At 42.3% G+C, this 16,790-nt stretch carries 16 protein-coding genes and 1 pseudogene; 8 read left to right on the top strand and 9 right to left on the bottom strand.

What is annotated here, in order from left to right; translation table 11 throughout:
- Positions 1–490 precede the first annotated feature (490 nt).
- On the bottom strand, positions 491–1,789 hold the full coding sequence (locus EWV66_RS19160; RefSeq protein ID WP_052277454.1) for a pentapeptide repeat-containing protein: 1,299 nt from the start codon (positions 1,787–1,789) through the stop codon (positions 491–493).
- A gap of 163 nt (positions 1,790–1,952) precedes the next feature.
- Here EWV66_RS19160 and EWV66_RS19155 point away from each other — a divergent pair, with 163 nt between their 5' ends.
- The 3 genes from EWV66_RS19155 to recA all read left to right on the top strand — a co-directional run bounded on the left by EWV66_RS19155 (position 1,953) and on the right by recA (position 4,670).
- Positions 1,953–2,126 carry a hypothetical protein gene (locus tag EWV66_RS19155; RefSeq protein ID WP_185237500.1) on the top strand — a complete coding sequence of 58 codons (174 nt, stop codon included), beginning with the start codon at positions 1,953–1,955 and terminating at the stop codon, positions 2,124–2,126.
- A 395-nt stretch (positions 2,127–2,521) separates the two neighbouring features.
- Positions 2,522–3,475, top strand: coding sequence for an aldo/keto reductase (locus EWV66_RS19150; protein ID WP_185237814.1), 954 nt, complete (start codon positions 2,522–2,524; stop codon positions 3,473–3,475).
- Between the two features lie 127 nt (positions 3,476–3,602).
- A complete protein-coding gene (recA, locus tag EWV66_RS19145) occupies positions 3,603–4,670 on the top strand; it encodes a recombinase RecA (RefSeq protein WP_052277451.1) in 1,068 nt (355 codons plus the stop codon).
- Positions 4,671–4,693: 23 nt separating this feature from the next.
- On the opposite strand, the gene EWV66_RS19140 is transcribed toward recA, so the two are convergent.
- The 3 genes from EWV66_RS19140 to EWV66_RS19130 all read right to left on the bottom strand — a co-directional run bounded on the left by EWV66_RS19140 (position 4,694) and on the right by EWV66_RS19130 (position 6,674).
- A complete protein-coding gene (locus EWV66_RS19140) occupies positions 4,694–5,290 on the bottom strand; it encodes a hypothetical protein (RefSeq protein WP_287109036.1) in 597 nt (198 codons plus the stop codon).
- 43 nt (positions 5,291–5,333) lie between these two features.
- Positions 5,334–6,203 (bottom strand): bile acid:sodium symporter family protein, encoded by an 870-nt coding sequence (locus EWV66_RS19135; protein WP_287109035.1) that lies wholly within the window; start codon positions 6,201–6,203, stop codon positions 5,334–5,336.
- Positions 6,204–6,494: 291 nt separating this feature from the next.
- Positions 6,495–6,674: a hypothetical protein gene (locus EWV66_RS19130; protein ID WP_002759146.1), complete on the bottom strand. Its 180-nt coding sequence runs from the start codon at positions 6,672–6,674 to the stop codon at positions 6,495–6,497.
- A gap of 152 nt (positions 6,675–6,826) precedes the next feature.
- Here EWV66_RS19130 and EWV66_RS19125 point away from each other — a divergent pair, with 152 nt between their 5' ends.
- Positions 6,827–6,985 carry a hypothetical protein gene (locus EWV66_RS19125; protein WP_287116022.1) on the top strand — a complete coding sequence of 53 codons (159 nt, stop codon included), beginning with the start codon at positions 6,827–6,829 and terminating at the stop codon, positions 6,983–6,985.
- Positions 6,986–7,280: 295 nt separating this feature from the next.
- On the opposite strand, the gene EWV66_RS19120 is transcribed toward EWV66_RS19125, so the two are convergent.
- Both EWV66_RS19120 and EWV66_RS19115 read right to left on the bottom strand, forming a co-directional pair.
- Positions 7,281–9,083, bottom strand: a complete 1,803-nt coding sequence (locus EWV66_RS19120) for an asparagine synthase-related protein (protein WP_287109033.1) — start codon at positions 9,081–9,083, stop codon at positions 7,281–7,283.
- Between the two features lie 10 nt (positions 9,084–9,093).
- A complete protein-coding gene (locus EWV66_RS19115; protein ID WP_128575259.1) occupies positions 9,094–9,891 on the bottom strand; it encodes a lasso peptide biosynthesis B2 protein in 798 nt (265 codons plus the stop codon).
- A gap of 216 nt (positions 9,892–10,107) precedes the next feature.
- Between EWV66_RS19115 and EWV66_RS19110 the strand changes: the two genes are divergently transcribed.
- Positions 10,108–11,403 carry a pentapeptide repeat-containing protein gene (locus EWV66_RS19110; RefSeq protein ID WP_052277445.1) on the top strand — a complete coding sequence of 432 codons (1,296 nt, stop codon included), beginning with the start codon at positions 10,108–10,110 and terminating at the stop codon, positions 11,401–11,403.
- A 551-nt stretch (positions 11,404–11,954) separates the two neighbouring features.
- Here the strand turns inward: EWV66_RS19110 and EWV66_RS19105 are convergent.
- Complete coding sequence (locus EWV66_RS19105) at positions 11,955–12,146, bottom strand: hypothetical protein (protein ID WP_052277444.1); 192 nt, start codon at positions 12,144–12,146, stop codon at positions 11,955–11,957.
- 114 nt (positions 12,147–12,260) lie between these two features.
- Between EWV66_RS19105 and EWV66_RS19100 the strand changes: the two genes are divergently transcribed.
- From EWV66_RS19100 to EWV66_RS19090, 3 genes are all read left to right on the top strand, one after another.
- Positions 12,261–14,084 (top strand): ABC transporter ATP-binding protein, encoded by a 1,824-nt coding sequence (locus EWV66_RS19100; protein ID WP_287109031.1) that lies wholly within the window; start codon positions 12,261–12,263, stop codon positions 14,082–14,084.
- Positions 14,085–14,315: 231 nt separating this feature from the next.
- Positions 14,316–14,789 (top strand): CRR6 family NdhI maturation factor, encoded by a 474-nt coding sequence (locus EWV66_RS19095; protein ID WP_287109030.1) that lies wholly within the window; start codon positions 14,316–14,318, stop codon positions 14,787–14,789.
- Positions 14,790–14,883: 94 nt separating this feature from the next.
- Positions 14,884–16,092, top strand: a complete 1,209-nt coding sequence (locus EWV66_RS19090; RefSeq protein WP_287109029.1) for a 4-hydroxy-3-methylbut-2-enyl diphosphate reductase — start codon at positions 14,884–14,886, stop codon at positions 16,090–16,092.
- Between the two features lie 175 nt (positions 16,093–16,267).
- On the opposite strand, the gene EWV66_RS19085 is transcribed toward EWV66_RS19090, so the two are convergent.
- Both EWV66_RS19085 and EWV66_RS19080 read right to left on the bottom strand, forming a co-directional pair.
- Positions 16,268–16,453, bottom strand: a complete 186-nt coding sequence (locus tag EWV66_RS19085; RefSeq protein WP_052277440.1) for a hypothetical protein — start codon at positions 16,451–16,453, stop codon at positions 16,268–16,270.
- Between the two features lie 113 nt (positions 16,454–16,566).
- Positions 16,567–16,790 (bottom strand): annotated as a pseudogene (locus tag EWV66_RS19080) (zinc ribbon domain-containing protein); the annotation flags it as partial.

Here is a 16,790-nt window from a genome sequence, read left to right as displayed (position 1 = left end):
GGCAATTGTTGAAACCACAGAAGTTAGCACTAACAATTAGTCAAAGCGCCAAATTCGCCTAACCTAATCATAGGTTAAGCGACAAACAAGATCAGCAAGAGATTTCGATTTTTTTACCTTTCTGTATTTTTTTGTTAACAAAACTTAACAATTATCGGCAAAATTTTGCTTGCTTTTGTCGGGAGATTTTGGGATAATATTTTTAAAAGATTTTATTCATAATGGGAATCTGTGCGTCTAAAAAAATTTTGCACAGATTCCCATTATAAAAAAAGCATAGCGCAAGTCGCCGGCAAAGTCAAGTCCTTTCCCATTAATTATGGGTTGGCTGAAAAAGTAAGTGCGATCGCCGGTTAAGATACAAGGTTTTTGAGCCACTATGAAGCTGCTTGGTCAAACAGGCCGCCAAACCCCTTATCTCGTCTATATTTCACATTTATTCAGCCAACCCTACCTAAATCTCTGCTGAAGGTGGAGATCAAAGGCTGTTTTAAACTAATGCTTTACTGCGATCGTTAGAATTATCCCCAAAAATTGCCCCTCGTCGAATCAAATCCTGTTTTTGTTCGGGGGTGATCCCCGTTGCATCGATAAAGATAGCGTTTTCAACTTTCGCCCCACTCAGGTCAGCCTTACTCAGTCTAGCCCCACTCAGGTTAGCCCCACTCAGGTTAGCCCCACTCAGGTTAGCCCCCCACAGAATAGCCCCTCTCAGGTTAGCCTTACTCAGGATAGCACCAATCAGGTTAGCCCCACTCATGAAAGCCCAACTCAGGTTAGCCTTACTCAGGTTAGCCCTTCTCAGGTTAGCCCCGCTCAGTTTAGCCTTACTCAGTTTAGCCCAACTCAGGTTAGCCTTACTCAGGTTAGCCTTATTCAGGTTAGCCCCGCTCAGTTTAGCCCCACTCAGGTCAGCATCAATCAGGTCAGCCCTTCTCAAGAAAGCCCAACTCAGGTCAGCCTCAATCAGGTCAGCCCAACTCAGGAAAGCCCAACTCAGGTTAGCCCTTCTCAGGTTAGCCCCACTCAGGTCAGCCCCACTTAGAATAGCCCCACTCAGAATAGCCCCACTCAAATCAACTTTATATAGAGTTTTCTTATCGATTGTTCCCTCTCGAATTGCCTTAATTAATTCGGCTTTTTCAATAACTTTTGCATCTGTAGTGAACTCTGCTTTTTTGACGATAATTTCGGGTATATCGTCTGATTTAAGTTCATTGAGAAGGGCTTGCAATTCCCCCGATTGATGTAAATCTGCTAGGTGCTTTAAGCCCTCTTCTGAACCTTCTAAAAATAGCCGAATACTGCCTTTAAGTTTCATAATAGGCTTGATCGTGTTGTCTCTGGCAGTTTCTTGAAGAAAGCTGATAATTTTATCAATTTTCTCTGGTGTCAGGTCGTCTATCCCTACCTCCATAACTAATTCAAGAACTTTATTTGATTGCTGAGGTTGCGGTTTATTGTTATGATCAAATATCTGAGAATTATCTCTATACCTTGTCAAAGCAGTAATCAGATTAGTCTTTCCAATCTTTTCACCTGTTTGATCTGACAATATTTTAAATAAACTAGAAGCCGCATTCTTGATTGACTGTTCTTCTGTCCTAATTTCAATTTCTTTTGCTAGATCACGATATGTTTTATTCTCAAAAATACCTTTTAATATTTTTGTCTCCACGTCCGTTAATCGCTTTTTTGTATGCTTTTTTTTCAGATAATTAACCAGCATTTCTAATTCAGTCCATGAAATGGTTTTAGTTTCAGTCATTTTTAGTTCATTCATCATCATTGTTTAAGGGTTGCAGGACTTAAGATTACTTTTCAGTACCTTGTCAGGTTACTTGAGAGTACCTAAAAAAAGTACCATTTTTAGGACTTTTGAGTAACGACAAATAATCAGATTTTTTTTACTCTAGAGATAGTTCACCTCCTAAGTAAAAGGATTGATGATTATGTATAAATATTGGTTAAAGTACAGAGAATATCTTGTTAGTCTTGCCAAAATTATCAGCACCATATTTGCGATCGCATCATTTCTAGGCTTCTCTTTTCCAGAGAAATTTCAACCCACCCCCTGCCAACCGACGGCAATTGTTGAAACCACGGAAGTTAGCACTAACAATTAGTCAAAGCGCCAAATTCGCCTAACCTAATCATAAGGTTAAGCGACAATCAAGATCAGCAAGAGACTTCGATTTTTTTACCTTGCTGATCTCTGTATTTTTTTGTTAACAAAACTTAACAATTATCGCCAAAATTTTGCTTGCTTTTGTCGGCAGATTTTGGGATAATATTTTTAAAAGATTTTATTCATAATGGAAATCTATGCGTCTAAAAAATTTTTGCACAGATTCCCATTATAAGAAAAGCATAGCGCAAGTCGCCGGCAAAGTCAAGTCCTTTCCCATTAATTATGGGTGCGAATTTCCCGGAATCAAAAAAGGGGGTTAGTGGTGAGTCAGACCAAATATAGGTTACACTTCATCTTTAATGGGAAACGCTGTCATTCCGTGTAGAGAATATGACTAGACAAACCGCTAATCTCGGACAAACAGGAATTGCCGTCAGTGCCTTGGGAATTGGGACTTGGGCATGGGGAGATAAACTATTCTGGAACTATGGCAAGGAATACGGAGCTAGTCAGGTAGAGGAGGCCTTTCAAGCGGCAGTAGAGGCAGGAATCACCTTTTTTGACACTGCCGAAGTCTATGGACTGGGGGAATCGGAACGACTCTTAGGAAAATTTACGCAAGAGACTGATATTCCCATCGATATTGCCAGCAAATTTGCCCCCGTACCGTGGCGATTTGGGGCGAATGCGGTTCATAATGCCATTAGCGAGAGCTTAAACCGTCTAAAAACCGATAAAATTACCCTTTACCAAGTACATTGGCCCTTCACCTTCCTAATTAGCCAAGAAACCCTAATGAATGCCCTAGGGGAAGAAGTAAAACGCGGCCGGATTGGTTCCGTGGGTGTAAGTAATTATTCCGCCGAGCAAATGCGTCAAGCAAGCCAGATTTTGGCGAAAAAAGAGGTTCCCTTAGCGGTCAATCAGGTGCAGTATTCGCTTTTGTATCGCAAAATAGAAACTAAGGGAATTTTAGCCACGGCCAAGGAATTAGGTGTCACCATCCTCGCCTACAGCCCCCTCGCTCAAGGACTACTGACGGGTAAATATAGCCCAGAAAGCCAGAATTTGCCCGATGGAGCCAGAAAAGTTGACTCGCGGTTCAAAAAAGAAGGTTTGGAGAAAATAGCCCCAATTTTAAGGGTACTGCAAGAATTGGGCGAAAAATACCAAAAAACCCCCGCACAAGTCGCCCTCAATTGGTTAATCGCCCAAGGGGATGTAATTCCCATTCCGGGGGCCAAAACTGCGGCCCAAGCGAGGGAAAATGCCGGGGCGTTAGGATGGAGTTTAGAAGCGCAAGAGGTGACGCAATTAGAACAGATGAGCCGGCCTTGGCTGTAAAAATCAAAACTTTTGATTTTTGATCACCATTCTGGAAAAAGTCTCTAACTTTTTGGTGATCAAGATTAAAACAGGCTACAATCTTTGCATACTGCTGTACTACTTAAGAAAACTGGGGAGAAAATTAATGGCGACAATGACAAATAATTCCGATCGAGATAAAGCCTTAGGCTTAGTCTTAACTCAAATCGAGCGCAACTTTGGCAAAGGTTCGATTATGCGTTTGGGAGACGCCACCCGGATGCGGGTAGAAACCGTGCCTAGTGGTGCTTTAACCCTAGATATGGCGTTGGGTGGCGGTTTACCGAAAGGCCGCATCGTCGAAATTTACGGGCCGGAAAGTTCTGGAAAAACCACCTTAGCCCTCCATGCGATCGCAGAAGTGCAGAAAGCTGGGGGAGTGGCGGCCTTTGTCGATGCGGAACACGCTTTAGATCCCACCTATTCGGATGTTTTAGGGGTAGATATCAATAATTTACTGGTGGCACAACCGGACACGGGGGAGGCAGCCTTAGAAATAGTTGACCAGTTAGTGCGTTCTTCGGCCGTGGATATCGTCGTCATCGACTCGGTGGCCGCTTTAGTGCCGCGGGCGGAAATTGAGGGGGAAATGGGGGATAATCAGGTGGGTTTGCAGGCCCGTTTGATGAGTAAAGCCCTGCGAAAAATTGCCGGTAATATTGGTAAATCCGGTTGTGTGGTGATTTTCCTCAACCAACTGCGGCAAAAAATCGGTGTCACCTACGGTAATCCTGAAGTGACCACCGGAGGAACGGCCTTAAAATTTTATGCCTCGGTGCGTTTAGATATCCGTCGCATTCAAACTTTGAAAAAAGGCACGGAAGGGGAATACGGAATTCGGGCTAAAGTTAAGGTGGCTAAAAATAAAGTCGCGCCTCCTTTCCGGATTGCTGAATTTGATATTATCTTCGGTAAAGGCATTTCCCAGGTGGGTTGTATGCTCGATATCGCCGAACAAACTAACGTAGTTACTCGTAAAGGGGCATGGTATAGCTATAATGGCGAAAATATTGCCCAGGGTCGCGATAATGCCGTTAAATATCTCGAAGAAAAGCCAGAAGTAGCGGCGGAAATTGAGAAGTTATTGCGGGATAAATTAGACATGGGTTCGGTTCCTTTCCCCACGGAACCGGCCGATGAGGACGAGGAGGACGATCTGGAACCAGAAATCTAAAAGAAGAGGGTTTGAGGTCTTGGTTATCCCCCTATTTTGGGGGATTTTTTAGCTTCAGAATCGATAGATTTAGCGGCTTCTAACCATGATTGTAAACCTTTTTTAGTCGGTGTTCCTTTAGTGGTAAAAGTCCATAGATCTCGTTTATGTTGGGGGCCGTAGCTGATATGAATTGGGCGATTAATTCCGTAAAAATAGAGAGAATCAAAGGGTAATTTTTGGGTTAAAATCCAATCTATCAGGCGATCGCTAGTTAAATCGATAATCCGAAAATCACAGGCTGCCCCCAATCGCTGACAATAATATTGACCTTTTTGATTAATTTCGTGGGCGCAATGTTGATCACGACTGGGATCGATTCTACCGTTTTTTAAGCCAGTGATCGGGTCTTTTTTTTGGAGAAATTTTCTCAGATCATTGGAACAAAATCCGTAGGTTAATTGGAATCTTTCTCGACCAAAATTATCAATAATTGGATCGATAATAAAGTGAGCGAGATTTTGCCAAGCGGTTATCGTTGCGGTATTTTTTGGGTAGGGATCGATTTGTGCTGCGTACTTTTGATAGGTTTGGGAACAGGTAGATAATTCTTCTAGGGTTAAATATTTACCAATTAACATAATCAGTTATCAGTTTTTAGCTAGATCCTATCACCCCATTTAGCTATTTTGCCAAAGCTGCTTTTTTGCGACCATAATAAACAGCGACAAAAGCGCTGACATACATCCATAAACTATAGACCATTGCGGGAATGGCCAGATCGGGATTCTTTAATAAACCGGCAGTAATGCCAATAGCTAAAGTGCCGCTTTGAATACCCACTTCAATGGCGATACAAATTCTTTGGGGAATAGTTAATTGAAATAAACGACCACTGAAAAAACCAATTAGGGAAGCAATCGTATTTAAAATGATCACTGCGAGGCCAGTTTGAGCGATAAATAAAGGTAAACGTTGCCATTCTCTCAGGATTAATAAGAAGATAATAACCGCTAGAAAAATCACGGCTAAACGATTAGTTATCGGTTCCAGACTTGTCGCCAGTAAAGGAAAGTAATGGCGGATAGTCATACCCATAACCAGGGGTAAAACTATAATCAAAAATATCTGCGCCATAGTGGAACCAATGGGTAGGGAGATAGCGGCACTTTCACCCATAAAATGCTGGAGAATGAAACTAGCTAAAAAAGGTATTGTGAAAATGGTGATGATGCTGCTAAAAGCGGTTAAAGTAACAGAAAGGGCCACATCTCCCTTAGCTAAATAGGTTAAAACATTGGAGGAAGGGCCGCTGGGGCAAATGGCGACAATCATTAAACCGACGGCAATTTCTGGCCGGAGAGGCAAAAGAGAAACAATAATAAAGCCGACGATCGGTAGAATAATAATTTGATTGACTAAACCGATCAGGACTGCTTTGGGATAACGGGTGATACGCTGAAAATCGGCGAGAATTAATCCCAATCCCATGCCTAACATTAAAACGCCTAGGCCAACGGGTAAGAGGATATTAGTAAAAAAGTCGGCTTGCATGGGATAAAAGCGGAGAAGACGAGCTTATTTTCCCATAAATTGACTAATTTATTCTTGTCCCTAGTTAGGGTTTGCTGACTAAAAAACCCCCGGTGTGCAGGGGAGGTTAAATTGTAGGAGAAATCCAAACCTTGGCGATTTTAGTCCAGTTTCCCTTCCCGCTCTGGGATGATATCCCCGTCCTATTTCAGTTGCTTGGTGGCAACCATGGGATCACAGCTAGGGAACTGCCGATGCGACTGCCACTTTCGACATCAGCAATGCCTAGGGAATGTTGCCGCAGGACTTCCATCAAAAATAACGAGGGCAAATTTTCCTTCTAAATCCCGCAGTCCTTGAATTCCTTTCTGTTGATAAATTGCTAGGGCGATCGAGGTGGTAGATTTTTGGTGAACGATAGGTGAGTTTTTGCGGTGCTTTCCCTTCTAGATCGAGGGACAGTTTTTTGTCATCTAAGTTGTGTGTAAACATAGCAACCCTCCAGATCTCTACAGTTCTATTGTACCTTTATTCCTGGTTCGAGTGCCGGGGACTGTAATAATGTGTATTGTTCGTCAGAGAAGACTGAACCTTTGTTTGTTTTAAAGGTAGTCGCAAGTGTAAGCGGATTAATTTTCCTTAGCTTGTTGACCGATTCCCTCAGCACGATTACCGGTTTACTCTTTGCCTCTTTGTGCGATCGAGTTCGAGGATTTTTCTGGGGGAAAGTAATTGATAAACTAGCTAATTTTCTTGATATTAGTCTCTTTAAAAATCACAATTTATTAAACTTAATTAAGTAGTTAGGTGTTAAAAACTGTCAGATCCCCCCGCCTATCGGCACCCCCCTTATCAAGGGGGGCAGGGGGGATCGAACCTAAAATCTATCTTCAATTTAATTATAACCAGCTACTTAAGTCCACAAAAAAGGTTAAATTCTCCAGAAGAATTATCCTTAAGCTGTACTGAATTTAAACTGCGTAGGGGAAATTTTAGTACAAATGCTCGAACTTCCTCTCCCTGCTCCCAACTCCCTTGCAGTCTTAACGAGTAATTTAGACAGTCAACAGCTTACCTCAGTGGGTTGGTGGCAAACATTCAGGTTTGTGACAGCCGATCGAACCAAGCGATCACAGCGAGGGAACTGCTGATGCGACTGCCACTTTTGACATCACCAATGCCTAGGGAATGTTGCCGCAGGACTTCAATTAATCGGGTTTTATCGAAGATGCCCAAGTCTTCGATCGCCGATTCCTCTACCATTGTTTCTAACTGGGTTAAGCGTCGAGATAATCCTTGCCAATAGACTGCGTTAAAGTTCGCTTTAAAACGTCTTGTGCGAATTGCTTCCGGGAGAATTCCTTGCAGGGCCGATTGGAGTAGCGGTTTAACCATCCCCGGTACTTCTCGGAATTGCCTAGGTAGTCCCAGACAGTAGCAAATGACCCGGGGATCGAGGAAGGGTTGACTAATCCTCATCCCAGCAGGATTAGCAAGATACCAATTTGCCCAATTGCCGATCGCGGTTTGCAGTCCTAAACGGTTAAAGGATAGTTCGACGGGATAGCGGTAGATTTGACCCAGAGTTGCCAGTGTTTTCGGATACACTTGGTATTCTTGGGCAAAATCGGCTTTTATCCAGGGTGGAATCGCAAATTCTGACAGTTTCGGCCAGGTTCCGTAACCTCGTCGCCAGAAAGTAGCAATACCTGGTTTGAGGAAGGCAGGTGACAGGGGAAAAATCGCTAATTCCGCCAAAATTGACCAGAGACTTTCATTTTTGGTCTTTGCCCACCAACGGGCAAGCTGTAGGGTTTCTTGCCATTGTCCTTGATGTAATAGATCCGCAAGATGGTAGCGATTGCTTTCCAAGACTAATTCTGCCCCACCACCACTGAGAATGGTGTTTACTCCCAATTCGGCCGCTCGATCGACTAGGATTTTTTCCATGGCTAGATGAAATAAACCGGGATAGGGTTCATCGTGGGGGGGAATGCGATCGGAGAACCAATCGAAATCTAAAAGCTGATCACCATCGAGAAAATACGGCTCGATCGCTGCTTTTTGCTGGAGAATAAGGTTAATATAGTCGGTTTCTTTGACTAAACTGGGCATTTGATAGACCAGAGACAGGGTAAGAAGCTTTCTCTCCCCGATCGAGTCCCTGGCCAAACAGACGATCGAGGAACTGTCCATTCCCCCCGATAGGTGCGATGCCACTTTTCCCTCCCGGCAGCGTTCCCTAATCGAGTGCTGGAAAATCTGGCGAAACTGCTGGGCTGCCGCTGCTAGGGTGAGATGACTAATCGGTGCAATTTTTTCTTCCCAGTCCCAAGTCCAGTGTTTTTGTACTAAATTAGGCGGGGAAAATTCCCCGCAGCTGCCGGGGGATAGACGCTGGATTTCCTCAAAAGCGGTCTCTTCCCTGGGCAGTTCCACGAAAGCGAAGGGAAACATGAGAAAAGAAGCGAGAAAGTCTCGGTTAATCTTTGCCTTTTTTTGTCTGGCTAGGTGTTGTAAATCGCTGCTAATTCTAATGGTATGCTTGTCAAAAGTCCAGTATAAGGGATAACTGCCGATCGGGTCGCGCAGGGCGATCAAAGAGGATTTTTGACGATCAAAAATAACGAGGGCAAATTCTCCTTCTAAATCTTGCAGTCCTTTAATTCCTTTCTGTTGATAAATTGCCAGGGCGATCGAGGCTTCAGGATTAGTTTTTTCTCTAAAAGCTTCTGGGTAAATGGTTTTTAATTCATCTTGGTAATAGATTTTACCGATGAAGATAACTAGGTTTTTAGTTAGCTCATCTCTGGCATAGGTAATCAGATTACTGGTTAAATTAGAGATATTAAGCTCTGGGGTACTGGCTGGGGATAAACTAATTTCAAATGATCTGCTCATTTTTTTTTGACTAAGAATAGCTAATTACGGGAGTAAACTGTTCACAATGGGCTAGTTCATCTGTTAGGGTTAATTGCTGGCATTCTACCCAAGCGTGAATTTGGAAAGGATAATTATTAATACCAACCATCAAGGTAGCGGGACAACCATAAAAAGTACGCAGCAGATGATAGGCAACGAGGGCGCGTTCTTTACAAACTATCGGTAAAAATAGTTTTCCCGATGCAGTTTCTCGCAGCAAGCGATCGAGATTTTCGATAGTTTCTTTGTCGATCTCTTTCTGGTGAGACTTGTGCCATTTTTGCCAAATAGCGATGCTGCGACTCCATCCCAAAACTCGCAAGCTAATCCAACTGAGAGTTAATAAGATTTCGACGGTGTAGGCATTAGGATCGGGTTGAGGATTGAGTAATTTTCGCCCGATCAAACCGAGTTTTTTAAAAATTGCGATCAAGATAGTTGGCCAAAGATTCCCCTCAGTGAATTTGTTCGGGGGAGGAGATGTAACTAAGATTTTTTTCTCGATTAACGAATTTAACAATTCGCTTAAATCCCCGCAGATTTTTGCTTCTGGAACCTCGTAGAGTTGGCTAATCTCGGTGATAGTTTCCTGATAACTTTTTTCGAGGATTAGATCGACCATTCTAGAGCCGATCTCATCTAATCCATAAAACTGTCCCCGGCGAAAGTCAAGAATATTGATGACGTTCTCATGCTTAAATAGATACACATCTCGGTTTAGGTAATAACTTCCTTTGTTATGCTCGCTTGGGCGGAGTGGTGGTGTATAAGTTTCTCTAGTTTTCATCAGTTACTGCACCATCTATTGTTTAATTTTGTAAAAGCAAGAGCCAATTAGTTATGACTTTATTTTATACTGGACATTGTACGGGTCAGGCAGTCAGGGTTTATCTTTATCCTTTCGTGATTATATCATATTTTGTTGGTTCTGAATATTGTCAGAAGAGTAATATCTGTTGTTGAGTGTTTTTGTTTCTTGTCAGAGACAGGAAGGGGGTAAGTGATGGTTAACAAAAAATTGGAAGATACTCCTCAAATGCCATTAGATGAACGCGAGCAACATCGGAAACGTCAAGAACTGATTACCCCCTTTAGACCATCGCAAAGGTGGAGACTGTTTCTATGGCAAATCTGGAGATGGACTGGGTTTGGAGAAAAAAAACTTTGGGATTTGTTGCAACTTGTAATTATTCCCCTTGTTTTGTGGGGTTTAAGCTCTTGGTTCAATCAACAAGCAACCATTAGAGAACAAACGGCGGCAAAGGAAGCCGACCAACAAAAGGCACTTGCCAGCTATATAGAAAATCTTCCCGATCTCCTGCAAAAGAAGGATATCGACATGAAGTTGCGTCAAAGCCTAGTACAAGCAAAAACCAATGTCACATTAGGCTTACTAAAAGGAGATCCTCACCGTCAAGGGGTTTTATTCGGTTTCCTGAGAGAATCAAGCTTACTAGGAACTCCTAGCGACACAGGAAGCCCAAGAACTATAAACCCGATCTTACAAGGAATCAGATTAAACGAGATGGATCTCCAGTCCGCTCCGTTACACGATGCAAACTTAACCAGAGCCGATTTGTCTAAGTCCAATCTCGCTTTCGCCAGCTTAAATAGAACCAATCTTTCTAGTGCTAATTTGAGTCGTAGCCGGCTCACTCGAGCAAATTTGGTAAACGCCAATCTAAGAGGAGCTTGGCTAATAGAGGCAGATTTAAGAGGTGCTGATTTAAGGGGTGCTAATTTAATCAACGTCAAGCTCGATCGTTCTATAATTAACCAGGAAACCAAGTTCGAAGATGCTTTCTACAAGGGGGAAGAAGATATAAAGTCATATAAGGTCTGTATTACAGATAATCAGGAGGATAGTATTGACCATGATAAGGTCTGTACTGGAAATAATCTCGTTTCTTTGAAGGAATTCTGGGAAAAACAAGGTGTGATTCTTGTACAACCTGAACTTACAAAAGAACAACTACCCACGCCTGAATTTTTCCGAAGTGTCGATCTGAGTGGAGTTAATTTGACACGTTCAAGACTTAGTGAGGTTGATTTTAGTGGTGCTAATCTTAGTGAAGCAAACTTTACAAATGCGACTCTAACAAAAGTTAAATTTGTCAAGGCTAACCTCATGGGGGCTGACCTCACGGGGGCTAACCTCACGGGGGCTAACCTCACGGGAGCTAACCTCACGGGAGCCAAAGGAATTGGAAATCAAGATGAAAAACTCAAGCAGGCCACTCTCTGCAACACAACCTTAGCCAATGGAAAAATGTATAAGTGTTTTGTCAAAAAACAGTAAGTATATCAATCACTACCTGACTTTATGGGTGGGTTATGGGTAGAAATGTAGTCATTTCAATTAAGATTGAGGATATGAATGCTGGATGGAATAAGGGTTTCATTAGTCCAGAGTGCATCGGACTTGCTTGAAGTGACTATACCTCTCTTTTGTCAAAGTGGGATAAGACCTTGATTTCTCGTTGGCTAAAACGGCGTAATACCAATTTTCAATAGTCGTGACTAACATCTGATACCAAATCCGTTGAGTGTAGGCTACATATCAGGACAGGCACTCATGCAAGAGGCAAGAGGCAAAAGGGGGAATAAATAATCAGTCTTTAACAACCAGATTTAGTATGAAAGCGCAATTCCGCTCTGAGAGAGGAATTGCGCTTTGGAATGATCAACTAAGTCTGTCATTAATTTTGAAAAATGATATAATCTCGTGGAAATTTCCTAAACTGACAAAAGAGAGACACCTGTAGACACCTCCAGAAATGACACTGAAACCCCGATATGTCAAAAGAGGATTCCCGATCCCAGAGGAGTCTAATGGCAAAGATTTGCCCCCTAACCATTCGCTCTGGCATTGTAAAAGAACACTCTATCCGGCCCGTCGAACCGATTGCCATAGTTATCCGCCTGAATCTGTTCTAAAGAACCGAGGGAGTAAATACTTGGTTGACGATAGGTGAGTTTTTGTGGTGTTTTCCCTTCTCGATCGAGGGACAGTTTTTTGTCATCTAAGTTGTGTGTGGACATAGCAACCCTCCAGATCTCTACAGTTCTATTGTACCTTTATCCCCAGTTCGAGTGCCGGGGACTGTAATAATGTGTATCATTCGTCAGAGAAGACTTAACCGTTGTTTGTTTTAAATGCAACCCTTATCCTACAGTCTCTATCGCTCGCTGGGACGTAGTATCAGTATGGTAATCCAAGCCGCACCATCTGAGTTACGAATCCTGACTTTACTGACTTTAATTAGCGGAACTACCCCGGCAATTGTTTTATTTCTGAATAAGGTAATTATCGATCAAGTCTCCCTCCTCTTAACTAAATCTCATCTCGAAGTTCCGGGTGATCTTCTCTGGCACAACCCCATTTTAGTCGCCAGTGTGAGCGGATTAATTTTCCTTAGCTTGTTGACCGATGCCCTCACCACGATCACCAGTTTACTCTTTGCTTCTTTGCGCGATCGAGTGCGAGGATTTGTCGGGGGTAAAGTAATTGATAAAGTCGCTAATTTTCCCGATATTACTCTCTTTGATAATCCCGATTTATTGAACTTAATTAAGTTAACGGAAAAAGGGATCAATCGTTTAGAAGAATTATCCTTTATCCTGATTACCACTCTCAACGGTTTTTTTATCTTTGTTCCTGCCGTTTTACTATCTACTTCGATCGCTCGGTGGATTCCTCTAATTTTATTTACTTCTGCCGCTCCTTCCGTTTATTTTGATTTAAAATATCGCAAACAAAGCTGGCGCACTGAAGAAACCCAGGCGGGTATCGCTCGTCAGATGGATTTATATAAAAACGTTTTGACCGGTGAATTATACGCCAAAGAAATTCGACTATTTTCTTTACAAACACTTTTATTATCTCGCTGGCAAGAACTTTTAAGTAAATTACTCAAATCCATGGCAAAAGTCCGTCAAAGAGGAACCAGTGTGATTGTCTTCTGGTCAATTTTGAGCGGTGTTGGTACTGCCCTACCATATCTTTATATTGTTTTGGGAACTTTGCAAAAAAAATATACATTAGGAGACCTAGCACTCTACGCCGGTTTAATTTTGCAAGTACGTCAGAGTTTATTTTTGCTGATTAATAATGGTTCGGACTTTTACGACGTGGTTTTAGGGACAACTCCCATTTTTCAGTTATTAGATTTAAAATCCAATCTGCAGCAATTAACTCCTCCTTGGCAAGAACAAGAAAACTTAACGGGGATCGAGATGCAAAATTTATCCTTCTCCTATCCCGACAGTGAAGAATTAATCCTCGATGATCTTAACCTGACGATTCAACCTAGGGAAATTATCGCTTTAGTCGGGGAAAATGGGGCGGGAAAGACCACTTTAATCAATCTTCTCTGTCGATTTTACGATCCCTCAGCCGGGCAAATTCTCTGGAATGGAAAAGATTTACGGGCATTTGATTTAAAGGAATTACGCGCCAAAATCGCCGTAGTTATGCAAGATTATGCCCGATTTCCCGCTACAATTCGCGAGAATATTGGCTTTGGTTACTCACCCTTATTAAGAAACTATCCAGCGATACAAGCAGCCTTAAAAAGAGTGAAGATGATCGACCTTATTGAGGAAAATTTTCAAGGATTAGAAACACCCCTAGGTAGAGAATTAGAAGGAGGAATAGAATTATCGGGGGGACAATGGCAAAGAATAGCGATCGCTAGGGCTTTATTACGATTACCAACGGCAGAATTACTCATTTTTGACGAACCGACTGCCTCCCTTGATGCTAATGCAGAATACGAAATCTATCAAATGTTTCGCACTTTAGCCACCGATAAAATGACCATAGTAATTAGTCATCGATTAGCTCTTTCTAAACTGGCAGATCGCATTGTTGTTCTCGAAAAGGGTAAAATTAGCGAAGTAGGAACCCACACAGAACTGATGAGCAAACGAGGACAATATCACCTTATGTTTACTCGTCAAGCTAATAGTTATCAATAACCTGAGTTGCCGATTTTGCCGACTAAAAAACCCCGGTGTGCAGGGGAGGTTAAATTGTGGGAGAAATCCAATGATGAGGATTTTTGTCTGGTTTCCCTCTCTCGCTCTGGAGTGAGAGAATAGTCATACTTAGTTTTTTTGTCCCGATCGAGGGTACTTTCTGAGATAGATCATTGTGATCTAGGGATAAAAAACCGTAATTTTGCCCGATATAACCTTTTATTTGCCCCTATGACTGTCAAAATCGCTCTTAACCCCAATCAGATTCAAAATCTCGATCTCTCATCCTTAGAGAATATTATTCAAGATTATCAGTCCCGATCAGCGATCGCCAAACTGGAACAAGCTCTACAATTAGAGATAGATTATCCTCGTGCTGAGGGTGATATGCGGGAATTATCGGAGATACCGGAAGTCAGGCTGTGGTTTTTGCGTTTAGATGCGGTTTATCCCTGGCTAATCTTTATTCTTGACCCAAAACAGGGAGAAATCGCCCGCTATGCTGCTATGTTGGTCCCGCATCAATTCCATCGCGGGGAAGGAATTCAATATAACCCCGAAGCTTTAGAGATTTTTGTGATGCAAAAACTCTTTATTTTGTCTGATTGGCTGAAAAGTCAGCAAATTCCTGCTTTATCTCGCTTAAAATTTTTCGCTCAACAGTTTGGTTACGATATCGACGAGGAATTTCTCTCTAGTCTCTAAAAGCCTCCTGCGCTGACTAGATAAGGTATTTTTAATATATGGCAAGCTACTGTCTCGCCCAATTTAGCGCCACCAATACCCCTATCAGAGAATCATGGATACAAAATCCTTTAAACGTACCCTACAGCAATCGGATAACTATAACCGCAAGGGATTCGGTCATAAAGAGGAAGTAATGGATGCGATGACCAATGAGTATCAAAGCGACCTGATCCAAGAAATTCGTGAAAATAATTATCGTTTACAACGGGGGGACGTGACGATCTATCTCGCTCAAGCTTTTGGTTTTTGTTGGGGGGTAGAACGCGCTGTCGCCATGGCCTACGAAACTCGTCAACATTTTCCCCAGGAACGTCTCTGGATTACTAACGAAATTATTCACAATCCCTCGGTTAATCAGCGTCTGCGCTCCATGGCCGTGAGTTTTATTCCGGTGGAAAATGGCCAAAAAGACTTTACTGTGGTGGAATCGGGGGATGTGGTGATTTTACCTGCTTTTGGGGCTAGTGTCTCGGAAATGCAAATACTTAACGACAAGGGTTGCATGATTGTGGATACCACTTGTCCCTGGGTTTCTAAGGTGTGGAATTCCGTAGAAAAACACAAAAAAAGCGACCACACTTCGATTATTCACGGCAAATATAATCACGAAGAAACGATCGCCACTAGCTCTTTTGCTGGCACTTATCTGATCGTTTTAAATTTGGATCAAGCTAATTATGTCGCTAATTATATTCTCCACGGTGGCGATAAAAATGAGTTCTTAGAGAAGTTTAAAAATGCCCATTCCCAGGGTTTCGATCCCGATCGCGATCTAGATTATATTGGTATTGCCAATCAAACCACGATGCTGAAAAGTGAAACGGAGGCAATTGGCAAACTCTTCGAGCATACTATGTTGAGAAAGTACGGACCGATCGATTTTAAAGATCATTTCATGAGTTTTAATACCATCTGTGATGCCACTCAAGAGCGTCAAGATGCCATGTTTGAACTGGTGAAAGAACCGCTTTCTTTAATGGTGGTAATTGGCGGTTATAATTCCTCTAATACCACTCACCTACAGGAAATAGCGATCGAGCGTGCCATTCCCTCCTATCATATCGATAGTGCCGAGCGCATTCTCCCCGGTAATCGCATCGAACATAAACCTTTAGGTGGCGATTTAATCATCACCGATAACTGGTTAAATGAGGGAAAAATTATCGTCGGAGTGACTTCTGGTGCTTCCACTCCCGATAAGGTGGTAGAAGAGGTAATCGAGAAAATTTTTGCGCTCAAATCTTCTTTAGTCCCCAGTTAATTAGCCTAGGTGTGTTAGCTTTTGGCAATGGCTGCATCTCATATCGCAAATAGGAGATGCAGCCGATATTTTTCTCAGTGGGATTGCTCAGAAACTAACGACCGCAATCTTGACATTGACGTTAGAACCGTTCGACTCTTCTCGTTTCTGTCTGGAAGGAAGAGCCAATATTTTCCTAAAAACGGCGGGTTTTATCGATTCCGTAGAGGATTCCCGTCACCACGGAGGACAGAATTAATAACAAAATTAATCCCCCGGGTAAAAAAGATAATATTCCCATGCCGCGCAATATATAAACTAACACGGTCACTAATAGGAAACCGAGAAAAAGAGACTTTAAATAGCTAGAATTTGAGCGCATTTACTTAGATTAACACTTCCTCTTGAGTTAAGTTTAACTTTTCGGCAATCATTGCCAGGATTTTTTCTTCCCTTTTTCCGTTACTGATAGATTCCATTGACATACTCCCACCGTCAAGCTACGCTGTGACGGGGGATTCTTTCCACATTGCTGTTAGAAATTCCTTGTTCAACGAGACAACTTAGATTCTCAATGTCTCCACTGAAAATCCAGAGGCCGGACTCTCCCAAGGCGTTTGGGTCGGTTTCTGTTTGCCCAACAGTACCGTTGAGATGATTTCCCAAATATTGTAACCCTTTTTTAAGAATATTTATTGCTGCATTATGATCCCTATCTA

The sequence above is a fragment of the Microcystis sp. M_OC_Ca_00000000_C217Col genome (genome assembly GCF_007095585.1).
In the GTDB taxonomy this organism is placed as follows: domain Bacteria; phylum Cyanobacteriota; class Cyanobacteriia; order Cyanobacteriales; family Microcystaceae; genus Microcystis; species Microcystis panniformis.
The sequence above is the reverse complement of the archived record's forward strand: the minus strand, read 5'-3'. Positions and strand labels throughout refer to the sequence as shown.